This window comes from Rhizobium sp. 01T437, from assembly GCF_056398505.1.
Window position 1 is genome coordinate 1 of record NZ_JBFTPM010000003.1, and the last position, 18,035, is coordinate 18,035.

Below are 18,035 nucleotides of genomic sequence, written 5' to 3' on the forward strand. Positions count from 1 at the left end.
CTTCGAATGTCATCAACATCATGGATGCCGTCATCAACATCATGGATGCCCTGCGGAAGTCGATCGAAGGAGATCTGAAGACCAGCAAGACTGGCTAGGAGGTGCCGTGATGGATTACATCGCATCGATACCGATTAGAGAGGTCGTCGTTTTTCTGCCGGGGTCGGATCACCCCAGGATCGCGAGGACGGTGGAAGACATTGTGGGAATCCTGATGGCCAACCAGTGGCGAAAGAAGCCCAACGACACAGGCTGGCAGCACGCACTCGCAACCTGCCTTCGGGCTTTGGAGGGCGATCACGATGCCTCGAAAGCAAGGAGCGCCTTCGTGAACGTCGCTAGAGACGCTGGCTTCAAGGTTCTGCCGGACGACGAGCGGCAGCCCCGACGACGCGCTACGACCGCGAAGAGTCGGCAGTCAACCGAATGGGTGCAAACCGCAAGTCCGCTAGTCGGTCGTGGTTCGGGCACCTAGGTCCGAACCTGTATTGTCTCTCGCGAAGGACGATCAGACGAACCAGTAGTCCCCCACGTCCGCGACGATGGCATTCAGGAAGCCGCTTTGGCTGCCGGGGGCCAGGTTCGTGGCATATGTAGCGAGTTCCACCGTCGACCCGTCGCCCGAAATGGCAGCGCCGACGCTATCGCCATTGGCTCCGGACGTGAGATTCGCGATCTTGCCGGTATGGGTGTCGTACACAAAGACGTCGAGCGTACTCCCGTTCAGATCGGCTTCGCCAGACACGAGGTTGGTCGCGTTGCTGACGAAGGTCACATATCGGCCATCGTCAGAAATGGACGCCCCGGAGGAGGTTCCGTTGGCACCGTGTGTGATGTTGTCCATGGTGCCGGTCTTCTGATTGAAGATGAAGATGTCTGTATTGCCATTCGAATCGGTCTCGCCCGCCACCAGGTTGGTCGCCTCGCTTTGGAAGGCGACGACGTTTCCGTGTTCTGACAGCACCGCCGCACTACTGGCCCCGTTTCCTCCGTGGGTGATGTTGTCCATCTTTCCGGTTGTCATGTCGAAAACGAAAACATCGCGCGTAATACTATCGGACTCGCCGGGTACGAGATTGGTGGCAAGACTCTCGAACGCCACGGTCTTGCCGTCGCCAGACAGAGTCGGGTTGAAGCTGTCGTGGTCTTCGCCTTTCGTGATGTTCTCGAAGCTGCCGCGGACCCTGTCGTAGATCATGATATCCCAATACGGGTTGTCCGCGTCCGGCACGAGGTTCGACCCGATGCCGTAGAGAGCGACGAAGCGGCCGTCGTCGGAAAGGGACGTGACGGAGGTGAAGCCGCTCGCGCCCTCCGTGATGTTGGTCAAATCCCCGGTTTTGCGATCGAGGATGAAATTGTCGTCGGCAGGCGTGGTGCCGTCCTGGTCGAAGTAGGTCACGAAGCGGCCGTTGCCGGAGACGGGGCCTACGGCGAGGAAGTGGCCATCGGCGTTGCCGGCAATTTCATGCGGCTGCCCGTGGGACCAGAAGAAGGCCGTTTCCGAGGTAATGTCGGCATTTATCTCGGCGTAGGACAGCACCTTGCCATTGTCGGAAATCCCGCCTGTCCAAATGAACGGGGCCGCCGTGACCAGCGTGAAGGTCGCGCCTGCTGGAACGCCGTAGGTGTCGCCACCGATCTGCAAGGCCTCGACGCTCGAAAGCAGATCGACCCCGTCCGGTCCCGAAACCTGAAGACGGCCGTCGCTCAACCATTGAAAGCTGTAGTCTGTGACGGAACCGGAGAACACCGCCGTGTCGTAGCCTCCTCCGCCGTTGATGCTGTCGTCGCCCCCCAGCGCATTGATGAGGTCGTCGCCTTTCTTCGCGACGATGTCATCGGAATAGACGCTGCCGACCAAGTGGTCTGGGCCGTTGGTTCCTTTGATTTTCCCATGCCTCATGATGCTTCTCCCGGTTTGCTGTGGCAAAGACTGGGCGGCAACGCAATTCTGGGGTGCTACTGCTCAACAGGCGCTGTCGCTACCTAGCAGGCAACTGAAACACAAGCTTGCTCGCATAAGTTTATCAGTCCTTGCCGTTTAAGGCAAAGCCTTCACCCGAAGTAGCCCAACGAGAAGGGGGATAGTTCGCAGGAACCAGACCCGATCACTCGGAATTCAGAGCAACCTTGGCGGGTTTGGCGCCCGATTGCCTGAATTGGGAAATTCCGGGTAACTAGGTCAATGGGAAGCATCACTGCGCCCGTGCCCTGAGAGACGTTGCCGCTTCAGTCGCGGCTGATTTTCGCGCAATTCTATGATGACGTGACGCAGTCTCGACCTCATCGATAGGCCGAGCCAAAAAGAATGGATCAGTTCGAGATCCACCTTGCCCATGCCTTTGATATGGAGCCGGCAAATGCCCACCAGCCGTAGACCCCGCCGAGAAAACTAAATTGTCATACTTATTGTGCGTCGCGAAAAGTTTGGCGCAAGCGCCGTCAGCCAGACTGAATTTGTTGAAATGTGATTTTTTATCCGGCCTATATTGAAGCCATGATGGCTTGCTTTTCAGGACAATCAGCCGTCCGGCATGTGCTGGGCGGCTATTTCAAAGACTGTCGGCTCAGATCGGCCTCTTAAAGACCTACCGGAAAACCTTCGAACGGCTTGATTTCCTTAAGAACGAACGTGGTCTGCATTTCCTTGATGCGCGGCAGACGGCGCACGACCGACATGGCGAAATCGGCATAAGAATCGAGATCGGGCGAGACGACCTGCAACAGAAAATCCGAGTCTCCGGCAATGCTGTAGCAGGCAATGACTTCCCGCAGCCGCGCGACCTCCGCAGCAAAGGCGTCCGCCTCCGCCTCATTATGGCCATCGATCTTCACCCGGATGAAGGCAAGAACCCCGAGCCCGAGTTTACGCCGGTTGAGATCGGCCCGGTAACCCCGGATCACACCCGTCTCTTCGAGCTGACGTACCTTTCGCCAACAAGGAGACGTCGACATGCCGACGCGCTCGGACAGTTCCTGATTTGTCAGCCGCCCCTCAGCCTGCAGGCTTGAAAGAATTTTCAGCTCAACTGGCTCAAATGTCGTCATCGGTAATATCTACCCAAAAATCGCTTCGACTGGGTGAAGCCTACCAAATATCCACGCTGAACGGCAATATCAGATAAGATCCTTCTGCGGTGATCGCTTAGGCTGTGGCCATCGCAATCTCAGGTCTTTTTCATGCTCTCAGATATCCGCATTGCCATTGTCGTCGATCCCAAACTCCCGCCAGCCCTTATTGCAAATACCGTCAGCGCCATCGGCATAGGCATGGGCGCCAAGATGCCACTTCTCGGCGCCGAAAGGCTCAGCGACCATGCCGGAAGGACCGCCGATATCATCTCAAACCGACCTGTGCCGATTCTGCAGGCCGACGGACAGACGATCCGCCAGATCATGTTGAAGGCGCTGAACCAGCCGGAGGAACATGCCATCGTACCGTTTCCCGCTTTTGCGCGGTCACTGCACGATTATACTGATTATCAGCGCAGTTTCCCGGACAGGGACTTGAGCGAAGAAGAGATCGATGGGCTGGGCCTTGCAGGGCCGGCGAAATGGGTGAGGTCGCTGACTGGTTCCCTGAAATTGCTGCGCTAGATCGCCGAGCAAGCACCACAAAAGGCTTTGTTGTCGCCGGAACATGTTTGGGGTGGTGCAAAGTGACGTCTTAATTGATACCCAAGGCCGACTGGTTTGGAGTGGATCATGAGCGTCCTTCGAGTTCTTGGCAGGCAATCATCCATCAACGTTCGCAAGGTGCTCTGGACCTGCGAAGAGATCGGCATCGATTACGTGCAGGAGGATTGGGGAACGGGGTTTGCCTCGACCAGGACACCGGAATTCCTCGCGCTCAATCCGAATGGTCTCGTGCCGGTCATCGAAAGCGATGACGGTATCTTGTGGGAATCCAACACGATCTGCCGCTATCTCGCATCCAGACACGGCCGCGACGATCTCCTGCCCTCGTCCCCCTGGAGGCGGGCACTGGTGGAGCAATGGATGGATTGGCAGGCAACGGAGCTGAACAGTGCCTGGCGCGGCGCGTTCCAGGGTCTTGTGCGCAAGGACGCCGCTTATGCGGACCCCTCGATCATTGCCGCAAGCGCCAGGGACTGGAACGGGAAGATGGAAGTCCTGGAAAATACCCTCTCGACGGGCGGACCTTTCGTAGCAGGAGATCACTTCACGCTGGCCGATATTTTGATTGGTCTGTCGATCAATCGCTGGTTTCGCACACCGATCGAACGACCCGCGCTGTCGGCGGTCACAGCCTACTTCGATCGCCTCCAGGAACGACCGTCCTTCCGGCGAGGCGGTTACGATGCAGTGCCTTGAGCGCTGGTGTTTAAATACCGCATGGGTGTCAGCGTTAGTGGCGATACAGGCCGACGGCAGGTAAGAGCAGATATCAAGCATCGACCTTGAAGGTTCCGCACAGAGATATCCAATTGGGCCTCGGAATCTTCGCTGGCAATCGCTACTTCGTTCCTGATGCGATCTTAGGAGAAGGTAAGCCCGTGCAAGCGGACGTACAGAAAGATATGACGGCCTGGTTCCAGTCGCTGGAGCCTATCAAGCCAGTTGAGATGGTCGGATTGTGGCGAGGCGCCGGCGTTCCATCGGAGCATCCGCTCGATGGCGTCCTCGAAAACCTGCGATGGTTCGGCAAACGCTTTCATCCTGACATGCGGGCCGACGCCCTACTCTTTCAGTGGCATCCGGCACGGCTCGTGGCCATCGATCCGCGCTTCGTCCCTATCGGGCTCGCGATCAAACTGGCGCCATTCGGGCGGACCGCCCTTGCCCGGACGACGTTCTCGTATCTTCAGAAGGCATTCCGCGCACGAGGCACGACAGCCGCACTGGAGCTTCGGACATTCGAGCAGATCGCAAGCGCTGCAATGGTCTACAACGAGCAGCCGGTCGTCGATCACTTCAGGCGGGTGGATGAAAATACGCTGGCTGGGATGATGTGCGTGCGCGACGACGAAAGGCGGTTCTTCTTCAAGCTCACGAAAATCGACGCTCAGGCCTAGAACGATGTTGAGAACAATCGCATGGGCGATCACGGCAGCGTCAGTTGCTGGCAACGGTTTCGCGACTGATGCGGATCGTGGCGCGAGAATTTTCCGGGCCTGTTCTTCATGTCACATTATCGATGACACCAGAAGTACATTCGGCCCCTCTCTGAAGGGGGTCGTGGGACGGCGGGCAGCTGTCATAGATGATTACGCCTACTCACCCGCTTTGAAGAAAGCCGGCGAAGACGGGCTTGTGTGGAACGAGCATGAACTTGCGGAATTTCTGGCAAGCCCGAGCAGAAAAATCCCCGGCACAAAGATGCGCTTCTGGGGACTCTGGAGGTTCGAAATCGACGACCTTATCGCCTTCCTGAAGGCAAATCCGTAGTAGCGCAGGCAGCGGACGGCGGCGGGCCTATATGAGCTCTGTCGCCTCCTCCACGTTAATTCGCAGCAGAAGCGCCCTCCACAATTCAAGCGCTGGTATCGCATGATACCCTTGCTGCGAGTGATCCTCCCTCTAGTTCAGTATACCGCGTCGTGCCCTCGGCGCGAACCAAACTTGGGAGAAAGCGATGCAAGAGGCCCTCGTCGTTCGCCGCGAAACGCATCTTTCAGCGCCGCCTGCGGCCGTGTTCGCCCTGCTGACGGATCCGGAAAAGATCCTCCGCTGGATGGGGACGGAGGCGGAGCTCGAGCCGCAGCCCGGAGGGCTCTATCTTGTCAACGTGACCGGCGCACGTTTCGCTCGCGGCTCTTTCCGCGAAGTGGTGCCGGTCCACCGCCTGGCCTATAGCTTTGGCTGGGATGGCAGCGAAGTAGTGCCGCCGGGCTCGAGCCTGGTCGAGATCGATCTGATCGAACAACCTGATGGAACGCTCCTGCGTCTGACGCATACTGGCTTGCCCAATACAGAACAATGCGCCGGGCACGCCGAGGGCTGGGCTCACTACCTTGGCCGGCTGAGCACCGTTGCGGCCGGACGCGACCCGGGACCCGATCCCTTCTATGGCAAGAAATGACCAAGCTTCTCATTTGAAATGAGAAGCCGAATTCACGAGGAAAGCGACGTCTGGCTGACATCAGGTGACCGCTATGGCATGATCGAGGCATGGATTTGCCCGCCCACCTCGCCTGGCTGATCGATGAGGCCGGCGCCTCGTCCAGCCCCGAACATTTCATAGCCGAGCTTGGCCGCCAGTTGCTTGTCGACGGTCTGCCGCTTGCCGGCGGAGGCCTTACTCTCACCGTTCCGCATCCGATCATTGCGCGCCGCACCTGGTTGTGGCGGGCGGAGACCGGCGCCGTCATCGAAGCGCTCGACTTTGCCGGCAGCTCGCTCAACAAAGCTGCGGGCGACTGGCTTGCCGGGCTTGGGCCAGTATACGAAGGAAAGATCGGCCGAGGCTCCGACAGTCCGACATTGGGCTGGGCTGGATCCCGCTCGTTCGATCCGGACGAGGCGGACCGGCTGCACCAGGCCGCGCGCTTTGCAGTGGCACCCTTGGCGGCTCTGACCGCACGAACGGCGCTGACAACCCTTCTAGAGGCCTATCTCGGTAAACGCAGTGCCGCGCAGGTGCAGGCCGGAGCACTCGGCCGCAGCAGCGGTGAAACCATTCGCGCCGCTTTGCTCTGTGCTGACCTGCGCGATTTCACAGCCCTCTCCGAAGCAACCGAGCCTTCTCTCATGATCACCACCCTCGATGCCTGGTTCGATCGTGTTGCAGGCGCGGTACATGCTTTCGGGGGTGAGGTGCTGAAGTTCATTGGTGACGGTGTTCTGGCGATCTTTCCCGTTACCGGAACGCCCGGTGAGGCTTGCGAAGCGTCGCTACGCGCCGTCGCGGCCGCCCGTGCCGGCATGGCCCATCTCGACATCGCACGGCAAGCACAAGGTCTGCCGCCGCTGCCCTTCGGCGTCGCGCTGCATTTCGGCGAAATGCTCTGGGGCAATATTGGTGCGGCCGACCGGCTGGACTTCACCGCCATCGGCCCCGCAGTCAATCTGGTCAGCCGGCTGGAAGGGCTCTGCAAGTCCCTTGGTCATCGTGTGCTGATATCAGGCGCGCTCGCTGCGGAGGTTGCGACGCGACTGGTCCCCCTAGGTGAACACCAGTTGCGCGGCATCGCCGATCCCTGCGCTGTCTTCACCTTGCCAACGGATTGAACGACGCGCAGATCGCGGCAATCGCCGGGGCAGTGACACCAGTCAATCTGCCCCGGCAGTGAGTTCTCATTTGGCCGCCAGCAAATATCCCTCGCTCAAATCATCGAGCGCCGTGCCATTGATCGTCACAGAGCAGCGATCCGCGTCCACCTTCGAAACGGAAACCTGATATTTCCCGCTCGGCAGATCGAGTTCGGCGAAAAAGCCGTTCCATCCGGCCGGCAGGATCGGCTTGACGTGCAGGCGACCATTCTCCGAGCGGATGCCGAGAATGCCCTCGACTGCCACACGGTAGAGCCAACCGGCCGAACCGGTGTACCAGCTCCAGCCGCCGCGGCCCTTGAGCGCACCCTCGCCATAGACGTCGCCGGCGATCACATAAGGCTCGATGCGATAGACGTCCGCAGACGATTTATCGAGCGAATGATTGATCGGATTCAGCATCTCGAAGGTCCGCCAAGCGTCTTCGGCACGACCCATGCGGGCGAGAGCCAGCACTGTCCAGGTGGCAGCATGGGTATACTGGCCGCCGTTTTCGCGAACGCCAGGCGGATAGGCCTTGATCACACCAGGATCGTTGACCGGCTTGACGAAGGGCGGCGTCAGGAGGCGGATGAACTTACCCTCTTCATCTACGAGCTTGTCGAGAACGGACGTCATCGCCATCTCGCTGCGTTCCGGATTACCCTCGCCCGACAGCACGCTCCAGGACTGGGCGATCGAGTCGATCTTATCCTCTTCGGACTGGCTGGAGCCGAGTGGCGCACCGTTATCATAGTAGCCACGGCGATAATATTCGCCGTCCCAGCCGGCCGTTTCGATCGCTTCCTTGAGCTTACCAAGATGCATCGTCCAGTGGCTGACACGTTTAGTGTCGCCGCGCGCCTCGGCATAGGCGATGAAGCGACGCAGTGCGCCGGCCAGGAACCAGCCGAGCCAGACGCTCTCGCCGCGGCCGGCCATGCCGACACGGTCCATCTTGTCGCACCAGTCACCGCTCATCATCAGCGGCAGGCCGTTGACCCCGGTGCGCTTAATCGCAAGATCGAGGCCGAGGGCGGCATGCTCGTAGAGCGATGCGGTCGTGTCCGAGATACGCGGCTGCAGGAAGGCGTCGTACTGACCAGGGCTGAGCTGCGCGCCTTCGACGAAGGGCAGCATCTCGTCCATGATCGCAGCATCACCGGTCGCCGTGCAATATTGATCGACCGCATAGGCGAGCCAGACTGGATCGTCGGAGATGTTCGTGCGAACGCCAGCGCCGCTGTCAGCCAGCCACCAGTGCTGGAAGTCGCCTTCCGGGAACTGGCGCCGGCCGGTATCGAGGATCTGCTTGCGGGCGATCTCGGGTGAGTGCAGCAGGAAGGCCAGCGAATCCTGCAGCTGATCGCGCAGGTTCCACGCGCCGCTCGACTGGTAGAAGGCGGTGCGAGCCATGATACGGCAGCCGTAGGTTTGATAGGGCAGCCAGCTGTTGACCATGAAGTCGAGGCGCTGATCCGGAGTCGAAACACGCGTCTTGCCGGTAAAGTTCTTCCAGAAGTCGCGGGTCTGACCGAGAACCGCTTCGAAGCTGACCGAGCGGATCTCAGCAATCAGAGCAGCGGCTTCTTCCTGCGAGGCAGCATCGCCCATATAGAAGCAAATGTCGCGTACCTCGCCAGGCCCGATCGCCAGATCAAAGGCCATGGCGGCTGCCGGATCGCCATCAAGATCCAAAGCGTTGGAGAGACGCGAGCCCGCTGAGACGGTGCGCGGCTGCTGGATCGTTCCGTGTCGGCCAATGAATTCGCGACGACTGGTGGAAACGCTCGACGGTGTTTCGCTTGCCGCAAATGCCGCGACACGCGTCCCGAAGCTCACGCTGAACGGATTGCTCGCGAAGACCGCCCCACTCGTGCTGTCATAGCTGGAGATGATGAAGGGTTTGCTCTTCGTCGGGTTGTTGCCGAGGATCCATTCGGCATAGCCATAAAGACGCAGCTTGCGTGCCTCGCCCGCATCGTTGCGGATGCGCAGCTGTGTCAGCTTGACCGACTTTTCCATATGCAGGGTCTGTGTGACCTCCAGGGCGATATCGTCCTGAACCGTTGAGAAGACCGAGTAGCCGAGGCCATGACGGGCTTCGAAGCGCGTGTCGGAGCGCTGCGCCAGAGACGCATAGGGAACGATGACCGAGCCGCGATCGAGGTCCTTCAGGTAGAAGGCTTCACCTGGCCGGTTGGTGACCATGTCATTGGTCCAGGGTGTCAGCTGGTGATCGCGGGAGTTCTGGCTCCAGGTGAAGGCAGCACCTTCGGCCGAGACATGGAAGCCGAAACTGTCATTGGCCATGATGTTGACCCACGGCTGCGGCGTCTGTTCGCCGCCTGACAGGCGCACGACATATTCGCTGCCATCGGCCGCAAAGCCGCCATAGCCGTTCCAGAAGGCGAGATCGTTGCCATCGGCCTGTACCGGCTCAGCAGTACCGCGGACCATCCTCGGCACCAGGGTGGAATCGCCCCACTGACCGAGCAGCGCGGGTGATCCGGCAACGGAACGAGCCTTCTGCAATTGGTCGATGAGACTGCCGTCGCGGCCACGCAGAACAACGCGCGAGGCAGCGATGATGGCGCCATATGCTTCCGGTGTCGTCAGGTCCTTGCGCAGCACATAGATGTTGCGCTGGATGCCGGCAATTTCGCTTGCATGGCGCGCCGCATCGCAGAGCTGGTCGATCGTGCGCTGCATTTCCGCAGCCGCCTCGCCGGCACGCTCGTTGAAGATCACGAGATCGACTTCGACGCCGCGCGATTGCAGGAGACCCTGAGCCCGTAGCAGTTCCTTGACAAGATCGGTGCCGAGTTCGTCGGTGATGCGCAGCGTCATCAGTGGCGCATCGCCCGACAGCGTTGCCCCCCAGAGAACGGACTGGGACTTAAGACCCTCGCGAACCACCTTGCTGTCGGCGCGCAGCGCCATGTCGGGATAGATGATGTAGCGCGCGAACCGCTGATAGGCGGCTGCCTCCTTCGAGTTTACGCCGATCTGGCGCAACTGGCTCTGCGTTCTCGTCCAGGCCTGAACGAGGCCCTGGGCAAAGCTTTCCGGCTGGCGATAATGCTCCAGCGCCGTTTCGAGTTCAGAGCGTTCGGCCGCCGCAATGGTCCAGAAAGTCACGCTGACCTTTTCGCCGGCCGGTACGCGAAGCGTACGGCGCAGCGACACGCAGGCATCCATGGTGAAGCCGTCCGTGCCCGACAGCTTGGCATCCGCATCGAACGCAGCAGCTTCGGTCAGGGTACGGCCCCGGCCGAGGAAGCGCATGCGGTCCGTCTCATATTGCGTCGGGCCGTTTTCGCCTGACGTATCGACGATAAGCTGCGCGATGGTGACATCGGGATCAGTCAGGCCGCGCTTCTGGCGTTCGACGACGATCGCATCGCCGGCCGCGGCAATCTCGGTCTTCAGGAACATGCGGGCAAAGACCGGGTGGCCTGTATCGACGACATCGAGTGTCGCGACCGGTTCCATATAGGAGGTCACTTCGATGACGCGATCTTCGGTGCCGGTATTGGTGATCGTCAGACGGCGGCCTTCCGCATCGTGATCGCTCGCGACGAAGACTTCCATCTCGCTCGTCAGCTCACCGACGGTCTTGACGAACTCGGCCTTGTCGTCGCTGAAGCTGACGCGCACGTGTTCGTTGGCGATCGAGCGCGGCTCGGCCGTCGCAGACCACCATTCGTTGGATTCCGTATCCCGCAGGAAGATGAAGGAACCCCAACGGTCCTCGGTCGGATCGGCCCGCCACCGGTTGACAGAGAGGTTTTTCCAGCGGCTGTAGCCGGAACCCGTCGCCGTCAGCATGGCTGAATAGCGACCGTTGGACAGCAGCAGCAATTCGCGTTCGCGCGATGCCGGGTCTTCCAGGCGGCGCACTTCCGGACGCATGAGGTCGCCCTGGATGGTAGCAGGCGCATCGGTTTCGTGCTTGGCCGCCATGACGGGGATGTCGCGTGGTGCCTTTTCCTGCAGCAGCAGCTCGGCTGCCTCGATGACAGGATCGGCATGGAAAAGCTCGCGCAGCATTCCATCGAAGGCGACGTTGGYAACGGCTGCGATCGACATGCCGTGATGGTGGGCATAGTAGTTGTAGACCACCGCGCACTGCTTGCCTTCCGGTACGCGGCTTGCCGTGAAATCGACGGCATCGTGGAAACCATACATGCCGAGCGCGCCGACAGATCTCAACCTGTTGAGGTTTTCGAGTGCGGCGACCGGGTGGTACTGGCTCGCCAGCAGCGAAGCGTAAGGCGCGATAACGGCGTTCTGGCCGAGACCACGCTTCAGGCCGAGCGTCGGCACACCAAAATTGCTGTACTGATAGTTCATCTGGTGGTCGCGGGCATTGAAGGCCGCTTCCGAAATGCCCCACGGCGTGCCGAGCTTGCGGGCATAGTTCATCTGTTCGAGAACGATCAGATTGTTGGTCTGGTTGAGAATACCTCCGCTGCGCTCCTGCATGACGAGCGGCGGCATCAGATATTCGAACATCGAACCGGACCAGGAGACCAGCGCCCCGCGCGGTCCAACGGGGACAACGTGACGGCCGAGCTTGTACCAATGCTCCGTCGGCAGGTCGCCCTTGGCGATGGAAAACAGGCTGGTCAGGCGAGCTTCCGAGGCGAGCAGGTCATAGCAGGCCGCATCGACTTCTTCCGTTTCTACCCGGAAGCCGATCGACAGCAGCCGGCGCTCGGGGCGATAGAGGAAACTGAAATCCATGTCGAAAGCGATTTCGCGGGCGCGATTGCCGACGTGGATCAGCCTTTCGCTGATGGCATCCACCTGCGAAGGATCGAAAGCCTTGTCGGTGAGATGAAGCTCGCAGGTTGCCACGAGCTTTTCCGCCCATTGGACGATCTCGTCGCTTTGCGCCGTCTTGACCTCTCGGTCGAGGCTGCCGGCAAGTTCGCGGATTTCGCGGGCCTGTCCGGCAAATCGCTCGATCAGGCCCGAGGAGAATTCCTTCTCCCGCTTGCCGGTGGCAACCGCCGTTTCGAGATCGGCGATCCGGCCATCGAGCCGATCGTGAAGGGATAGGACAGACTTGTCTTCTTCCCGAAGCTCGTTCAGCACCTCGCGAAGAATGGCCGCGACATCGCCAATGCCATCGAGATCGGTGTGAATGTGGGCAAGCGGAGCCTGCGCCCAGATCCGGCATGCCGACGATACCGCAATCAGATGGCCGGCAAAATTACCGCTGTCGACCGATGACACATATCGGCGACCGAGTGGCTTCAGCGTATCGGTATGATACCAGTTGAAGAGATGGCCGCGATATTTCTCGAGCCTGTCGACGGTTTCGATCGTCTGCTCGATGCGCTTGACCGCATCCTCGAAGGAAATCCAACCGAAGCGGCGCGCCGAAATCACCGACAGAAGGTAGACGCCGATATTGGTCGGCGAGGTACGCATGGCGACGACGGCATGCGGCGTCTGCTGGACATTGTCCGGCGGCAGGTAATGCTGRCCGGGCACCACGAAGTGGTCGAAATACCGCCATGTACGCCTTGCGATCTTGCGCAATTCGTTGCGGACATTGTCGGGCACATCGAGCCGGTCCTCGGTTTCCGCCGTCTGGCTGACCGTCCAGGCGATAGCCGGCGAGAGGACCCACAAAATAACGAAGGGAAGACCGACCATCCAGGCGCTGTCGCCGGAGGAAATGACGAAAAGCAATGCCAGGACGGCGAGCACCGGAGCCCGCCACATGACTTTGTAATGGCCGAGGATGGTCGTCTGCGCCATGGCCTGGGCGCTTGCGGCGGTGCGCCACTGCAGCATCAGCTTGCGGCTGACGAACAGGCGGTAGAGCGAGCGGATGATGGCGTCGGCCATGACGCAGGCGGTGTCAGCGATGAAGACGATGCGCATCGCCACCTGGGCGTTGGCATTCTCGATATCTTTCCAGACAGTATGCAGATGGGCCTGCAGGATGATGTCGCTGGTGCGCGGGATGATGCCGTTGATCAGCGACAGGGTCGGTGCGACGAACAGGCTGAAGATCAAGAGGATCTGCCAGATGAGCGCACCGAGCGGGTCCATCCAGTACCAGCCGAGCACGGATGCCAGGAACCAGGCGATCGGCGTCAGCGAGCGACGGAGGTTGTCGAACATCTTCCAGCAGCCAAGCGCAGTGACGCCACGACGATCGTCGAAGATGTAAGGCAGAAGCTGCCAGTCGCCACGCGCCCAGCGATGCTGGCGCGAGACTTCCACTTCGTAGCGGATCGGAAAGTCCTCGACCAGTTCACAGTCGGTCACCAGTGCGCAACGAGCCATCGAGCCTTCAAGCAGGTCGTGGCTGAGAACCGAGTTTTCCTTGATCCGTCCCTTCAGCGACGCTTCGAAGGCATCGACGTGATAGAGACCTTTGCCGGTGAAGGTGCCTTCGCCGGTGATGTCCTGATAGACGTCGGAGACGGCAAAGACATAGGGATCGAGGCCGCGATTCACTGAGAAAACGCGTTGGAAGGTCGATGCATCCTTGCCAGTCGTCAGCGACGGCGTCACACGGGGTTGAAGCACGCCGTAGCCATCGACGACCCGCTGTTTCCTGGCGTCGAAGACCGGGCGATTGATCGGATGATGCAGCTTGCCGACAAGTTTGGTCACGGTGTCGCGGACGACACGCGTGTCGCTGTCGAGCGTCATGACATATTTCACGTCCTGCGGCACAATATCGGCGCCTGGCAGGAAACTCGTGTTCGGCTCGCCGCGCAGCAGCATGTTGAGCTCATGCAGCTTGCCGCGCTTGCGCTCCCAGCCCATCCAGGCGCCTTCGGCGGGATTATACTGGCGGCGGCGATGCAGCAGATAGAAGCGCTGCTTGCCGTCCTCGGCGTAACGTGCCTCCAGATTGGCAATCTTGCTCAATGCATAGTCGAGCACTTCGAGATCGCGGGCGTTCTGTTCTTCCTGCGCGTCCGGCCAATCGCTCAAAAGCGCGTAGTAGATTTCGCCGCGCGCATTGGCGAGATAATGGACCTCAAGATTGCGAACGAGTTCATCGACATGTTCTCGCTTGCCGATCAGGCAAGGGATGGTGACGAGCGTGCGGGCTTCCGCAGGCAGGCCCTTCTTGAATTCATAGCCGACAAGACGGTCGGGCGTGATGAAGAAGGTGGCGAAGAAGTTGAACAGGCCCGTCGCGCCTTCGGATGCTGGAAGCGCGAACATCAGCAGCAGCACGATCGTCGCAAAAAGCGGCATGCCGGCATCGACAAAAATCGCATCGGTGATGACCAGCGCCAGCAGCGTCAGCAGCAGAACCGGCACGGCGATCGCCAGCCAGTTCAGCTCGCGGATTACGCGCATGAACCGCAGGCCAAGCGTCGGCCGGAAGCCAATCTCAGACTCCAGCGCCGGACGCCCGTTGCCGACGAAATAATAGCCGACATTGCCGGCGGAGGAAGATGGATCCTGGCTTCCTGCCTTTGCGCGGTCAGCCAGGCGCACGGCCGCCTCGGCGATATCCATTTCCGTCTTGTCGGAGCGCTTGGCAAGCTTTTCGATCTGGCGGCGGTAGCTGTTGCGGGAGCCGGAATCGAGCTCGGCATAATCCGTCTGCTGCCAGAGCAGCTTGTCGATCGTGCTGACCTCCTCGACCCATTCGGACCAGTCGGTGTCGTTTATCTCACGCAGGCTCTTGATGATGCTGCCCATCAACGTATTGGCCGCGCCCAGACGCACCTGCTCGGCCGACATCACCGTTTCGGCATCGGTCCCCTTTGCCGCGAGCTTGGCCTCGAGCCAGCTCAGCGCAGCTTCGGTCGGCTCCAGCGCGTTGCGCAGGCGATAATGCAGCTGGGTGACGAAGGTCGTATCATCGAGATTGGCAACCAGCGTCTCCAGGAAACCGGCGGACCCGGCATCACCGAGCGCAATCGCCTGGGTGGCCGCTCCATTGGCGCTGGTGCGCATTTCGCGGCTCTTGTCGACATGCGTCGCAACATGGCGAAGGTTGTCGATCAGCACGTAGCGCACGAGCGAGGGCAGCGCCCAGAGTTCGCCAATGCGCAGCGTCTCCCTGTCCTGGAAGCCTTCCGTGACCGCGGCCATACCAGCATTGCTGATATTGCTATGCGCATGCGCCATGTAGAGCCAGGCAAGCGCCAGCGTGCGCGGCACTTCCGTACCGTCAAGCTTGATCTTGCGCAGTTCGCGATAGAATTTCTTCGGAAAGTCACGACGGACTTCCTGGATGGCTTCCTCGACGATGTAGTGGTTGTCGAGCAGCCATTCGGTCGCCGGCGTGATGCTCTCGCCCGCATCGACCTCGGCTGCAGCCGCGCGATAGACCCTAAGGATCTCGGCTTCGTTCTCCCGGTGACGCTGGAAGAAATCGAAATTCTTGAAGCTCGCCACGTCAAGCGCGCGGTTTTCCGCAAACTGCGCGGCCTTTACCCTCAGCTGATCATTCGACAGGAGAGCGGCGCGGATGCCGAAATCGGGATCAGCGGCGGTTGCATGAACATTCGCGCCCGAAGCGCCCGTAATATTTTGAGAGGACATAGTGTTTTCTCTTCTACTGGGTTCGTGTCCGGCCGATGCATTCTTGCGGAACTGGATGCGAGAAGGGGCACGAGCGTTTCGAATTGGGCATCTTCATTGCTTTTGAGCAGGAGTTTACATTCAAACGTGGATTGTTCGAAATGGCGGATAGTGGTCAATAGCGGCCGCAAAATGAACGGACGATTAATCGAACCGTCGGCCGGGTAAAATGAACCCCTATCGCCATGCCGCCGCGTCCATTGCCGTCTCTGAAAATGCAATCGACCAGGCGGAGCCGCGGTGGCTTCGCCTGGTCGAATATCTGTTCGTGCTGTGGATTTAGGCTGGCAGCCGGACGCTTTCAGGCCGCCAGCAATTCATCGGCCGGGCCGAAGAATTCGTAATGGATGCGATCAGTGGAAACGCCAAGCGCCCGCAGATCACTGACCATCGACCGCAAGAAGGGCTTTGGACCGCAAATATAGAAGTTTGCCGTATCGATCGGCGTATTCGTTTCCAGCCATCCTCTGGTGATGAAACCATCCTCGTCGTGAGAAAACCCGGCAACATCCCTGGCTGCGGGCTCGCTGTAAAAGGTGCTGACCGATACTCGGCCGTGCCGCTGGGCAAGCGAGCGGACATGTTTGTCCATCGCATGCGTCGAACTGTTCATCGCTCCGTGAACGAAATGGGCTTCGACGTCAGGATAATCGCCGGCGATCGCCTCCAGCATGCTGACCATCGGCGTAAGACCCACGCCCCCTGACAACAGGACCATTTCGCTGGTCGGCTCCTCAGGCAGGTAGAAGTCTCCGGCAGGCGGCGTGACCTTCAGCACCGTACCGACCGCGACGTGATCGTGCAGATAGCGCGAAGCGCCCTTGCCGTTCTCTTCCCGCTTGACTGAGATGCGATAGAAGCCCTGATTCGGTCCGGACGAGATCGAATAATTCCGCTTCGTCTTGCTGCCATCGGGCAGGCTGAGATCGAAGGTCAGATACTGGCCGGCTCGATGAAGTGCGACGCCTTGCCCGTCGACCGGACGCAGGACAAACGATGTCACCACATCGCTTTCCTTGATTTTTTCGGCAACCCTGAATTCGCGCCAGCCGTTCCAGCCCCCTGCCCGCTTTTCAAGCTCGGCCCGTATCTGCTCCTCTCTTTCGATCAGGGTGTCAGCAAGGAACCAGTAAGCTTCTCCCCAGGCGTTGATCAGTTCCTCGGATACCGCCTCACCCAATACCTCGCGGATTGCTGCCAGCAGTGATTTGGCGACATAGGGATAATGTTCGGAGAGGATATGAAAACCGATGTGCTTATGCGCGATCCTTTCGATGACGGGCAAAAGAGGCGCGAGGTTATCGATGTTCTGCGCATAGCCGACGATTGCCGCCGCCAGCGCGTGAACCTGAGAGCCATTTTCACCGTGATTCGCCTGATTGAAGAGCGCCTTGATGTGCTCGTCCTTGAAGAGCAGCCCGTACATCGTCTTCGTTATGTCGCTCGCGTGGGCGGCAACCGCCGGAGCACTCTGCTTCACCAGTTCAATGGTGCGTGCCGAAAGTGGGTTAGGCATGTTGTTTCCTTTCAATGCTATCAATATGGAGAGGGTCGCGATCGAAGAATTCGATCTGAAATCGAACAGGGCCGTAGAGCTCCAGGTGGTGCTCCACCTCCGGCAGGACCCGGCCGATGTGATCGGGGTTTAAGGGGCTCACGGTCTGCCCTGTCACCAGGCGCACGCTGCCCGTCAGAACGCGAATGAGTGCCCAGGCGCCGGATTTGACGCGATGACTTTCGAGAAGTGCTGTTGGCACAGTCGTTTCATCGAAGATCTTTGTTGTCTTGTATGGCTTCGGTCTCGGTGGCGTTGGTTTTTCTGCCTGCAGCTCAAGCATCTCTCCGGTCAGCGCCAGGTTCAGCCGCGAGGCAATCCGCCTCGCCTTGATCTGCATCTCTTGCGCAACTGCGAGAGGCAGCATCTCGTCTGTCGTCTCGCGCCAGATCGCAAGCCAGCGCTCAAACATTGCGGGCTCTATCTTGTCGGCATGGATCAGGTGGATCGCGACCGGATTGCCCTTGTATTTGCCAGTCGTGAGCATCAGCGAAGACCAGAATTCAGTCAGTCGCTGCAAATGCTCCGGCCAATCCGCCACGACGGTGAAAACCGGGCCAAGCATCTGGTCGCGCCGGACTTTCTCATAGAACCGCTCCAACACCGGCGGAATTTGGCTCTCTTCCAACTTGGCCGCATCCATCGCGTCACTCCATAATCATGCATCTGGAATGCATGTATACGC

Annotated in this window: 12 protein-coding genes; 7 read left to right on the top strand and 5 right to left on the bottom strand. The window is 59.8% G+C overall.

The window, feature by feature from the left end; translation table 11 throughout:
* Positions 1-109 precede the first annotated feature (109 nt).
* Positions 110-475, top strand: a complete 366-nt coding sequence (locus AC1DM5_RS06255; protein WP_477974769.1) for a DUF982 domain-containing protein — start codon at positions 110-112, stop codon at positions 473-475.
* Positions 476-508: 33 nt separating this feature from the next.
* Here the strand turns inward: AC1DM5_RS06255 and AC1DM5_RS06260 are convergent, their stop codons facing one another.
* Both AC1DM5_RS06260 and AC1DM5_RS06265 read right to left on the bottom strand, forming a co-directional pair.
* On the bottom strand, positions 509-1,906 hold the full coding sequence (locus AC1DM5_RS06260; RefSeq protein WP_477818415.1) for a TolB family protein: 1,398 nt from the start codon (positions 1,904-1,906) through the stop codon (positions 509-511).
* A 677-nt stretch (positions 1,907-2,583) separates the two neighbouring features.
* Entirely contained in the window at positions 2,584-3,051 is a 468-nt protein-coding gene (locus AC1DM5_RS06265; RefSeq protein ID WP_477818416.1) for an Lrp/AsnC family transcriptional regulator, read from the bottom strand.
* A 132-nt stretch (positions 3,052-3,183) separates the two neighbouring features.
* Between AC1DM5_RS06265 and AC1DM5_RS06270 the strand changes: the two genes are divergently transcribed.
* The 6 genes from AC1DM5_RS06270 to AC1DM5_RS06295 all read left to right on the top strand — a co-directional run bounded on the left by AC1DM5_RS06270 (position 3,184) and on the right by AC1DM5_RS06295 (position 7,194).
* Positions 3,184-3,600, top strand: a complete 417-nt coding sequence (locus tag AC1DM5_RS06270; protein ID WP_477818417.1) for a DUF2000 domain-containing protein — start codon at positions 3,184-3,186, stop codon at positions 3,598-3,600.
* A 108-nt stretch (positions 3,601-3,708) separates the two neighbouring features.
* Complete coding sequence (locus AC1DM5_RS06275; protein WP_477818418.1) at positions 3,709-4,338, top strand: glutathione S-transferase family protein; 630 nt, start codon at positions 3,709-3,711, stop codon at positions 4,336-4,338.
* A 206-nt stretch (positions 4,339-4,544) separates the two neighbouring features.
* Positions 4,545-5,039 (top strand): GXWXG domain-containing protein, encoded by a 495-nt coding sequence (locus AC1DM5_RS06280; RefSeq protein WP_477818882.1) that lies wholly within the window; start codon positions 4,545-4,547, stop codon positions 5,037-5,039.
* Positions 5,040-5,043: 4 nt separating this feature from the next.
* Positions 5,044-5,412: a c-type cytochrome gene (locus AC1DM5_RS06285; protein ID WP_477818419.1), complete on the top strand. Its 369-nt coding sequence runs from the start codon at positions 5,044-5,046 to the stop codon at positions 5,410-5,412.
* A 187-nt stretch (positions 5,413-5,599) separates the two neighbouring features.
* The gene (locus tag AC1DM5_RS06290; protein ID WP_477818420.1) at positions 5,600-6,046 is read left to right on the top strand and encodes an SRPBCC family protein; all 447 of its coding nucleotides are present in this window, start codon (positions 5,600-5,602) and stop codon (positions 6,044-6,046) included.
* An 89-nt stretch (positions 6,047-6,135) separates the two neighbouring features.
* Complete coding sequence (locus AC1DM5_RS06295; protein WP_477818421.1) at positions 6,136-7,194, top strand: adenylate/guanylate cyclase domain-containing protein; 1,059 nt, start codon at positions 6,136-6,138, stop codon at positions 7,192-7,194.
* 66 nt (positions 7,195-7,260) lie between these two features.
* On the opposite strand, the gene AC1DM5_RS06300 is transcribed toward AC1DM5_RS06295, so the two are convergent.
* From AC1DM5_RS06300 to AC1DM5_RS06310, 3 genes are all read right to left on the bottom strand, one after another.
* Positions 7,261-15,756, bottom strand: coding sequence for a glycoside hydrolase family 94 protein (locus AC1DM5_RS06300; protein ID WP_477974771.1), 8,496 nt, complete (start codon positions 15,754-15,756; stop codon positions 7,261-7,263).
* 340 nt (positions 15,757-16,096) lie between these two features.
* Entirely contained in the window at positions 16,097-17,311 is a 1,215-nt protein-coding gene (hmpA, locus tag AC1DM5_RS06305; RefSeq protein WP_477818423.1) for an NO-inducible flavohemoprotein, read from the bottom strand.
* A complete protein-coding gene (locus tag AC1DM5_RS06310; protein WP_477818424.1) occupies positions 17,304-17,993 on the bottom strand; it encodes a TehB-like domain-containing protein in 690 nt (229 codons plus the stop codon). The genes hmpA and AC1DM5_RS06310 overlap by 8 nt, the downstream gene beginning before the upstream one ends.
* Between the last annotated feature and the right edge of the window lie 42 nt (positions 17,994-18,035).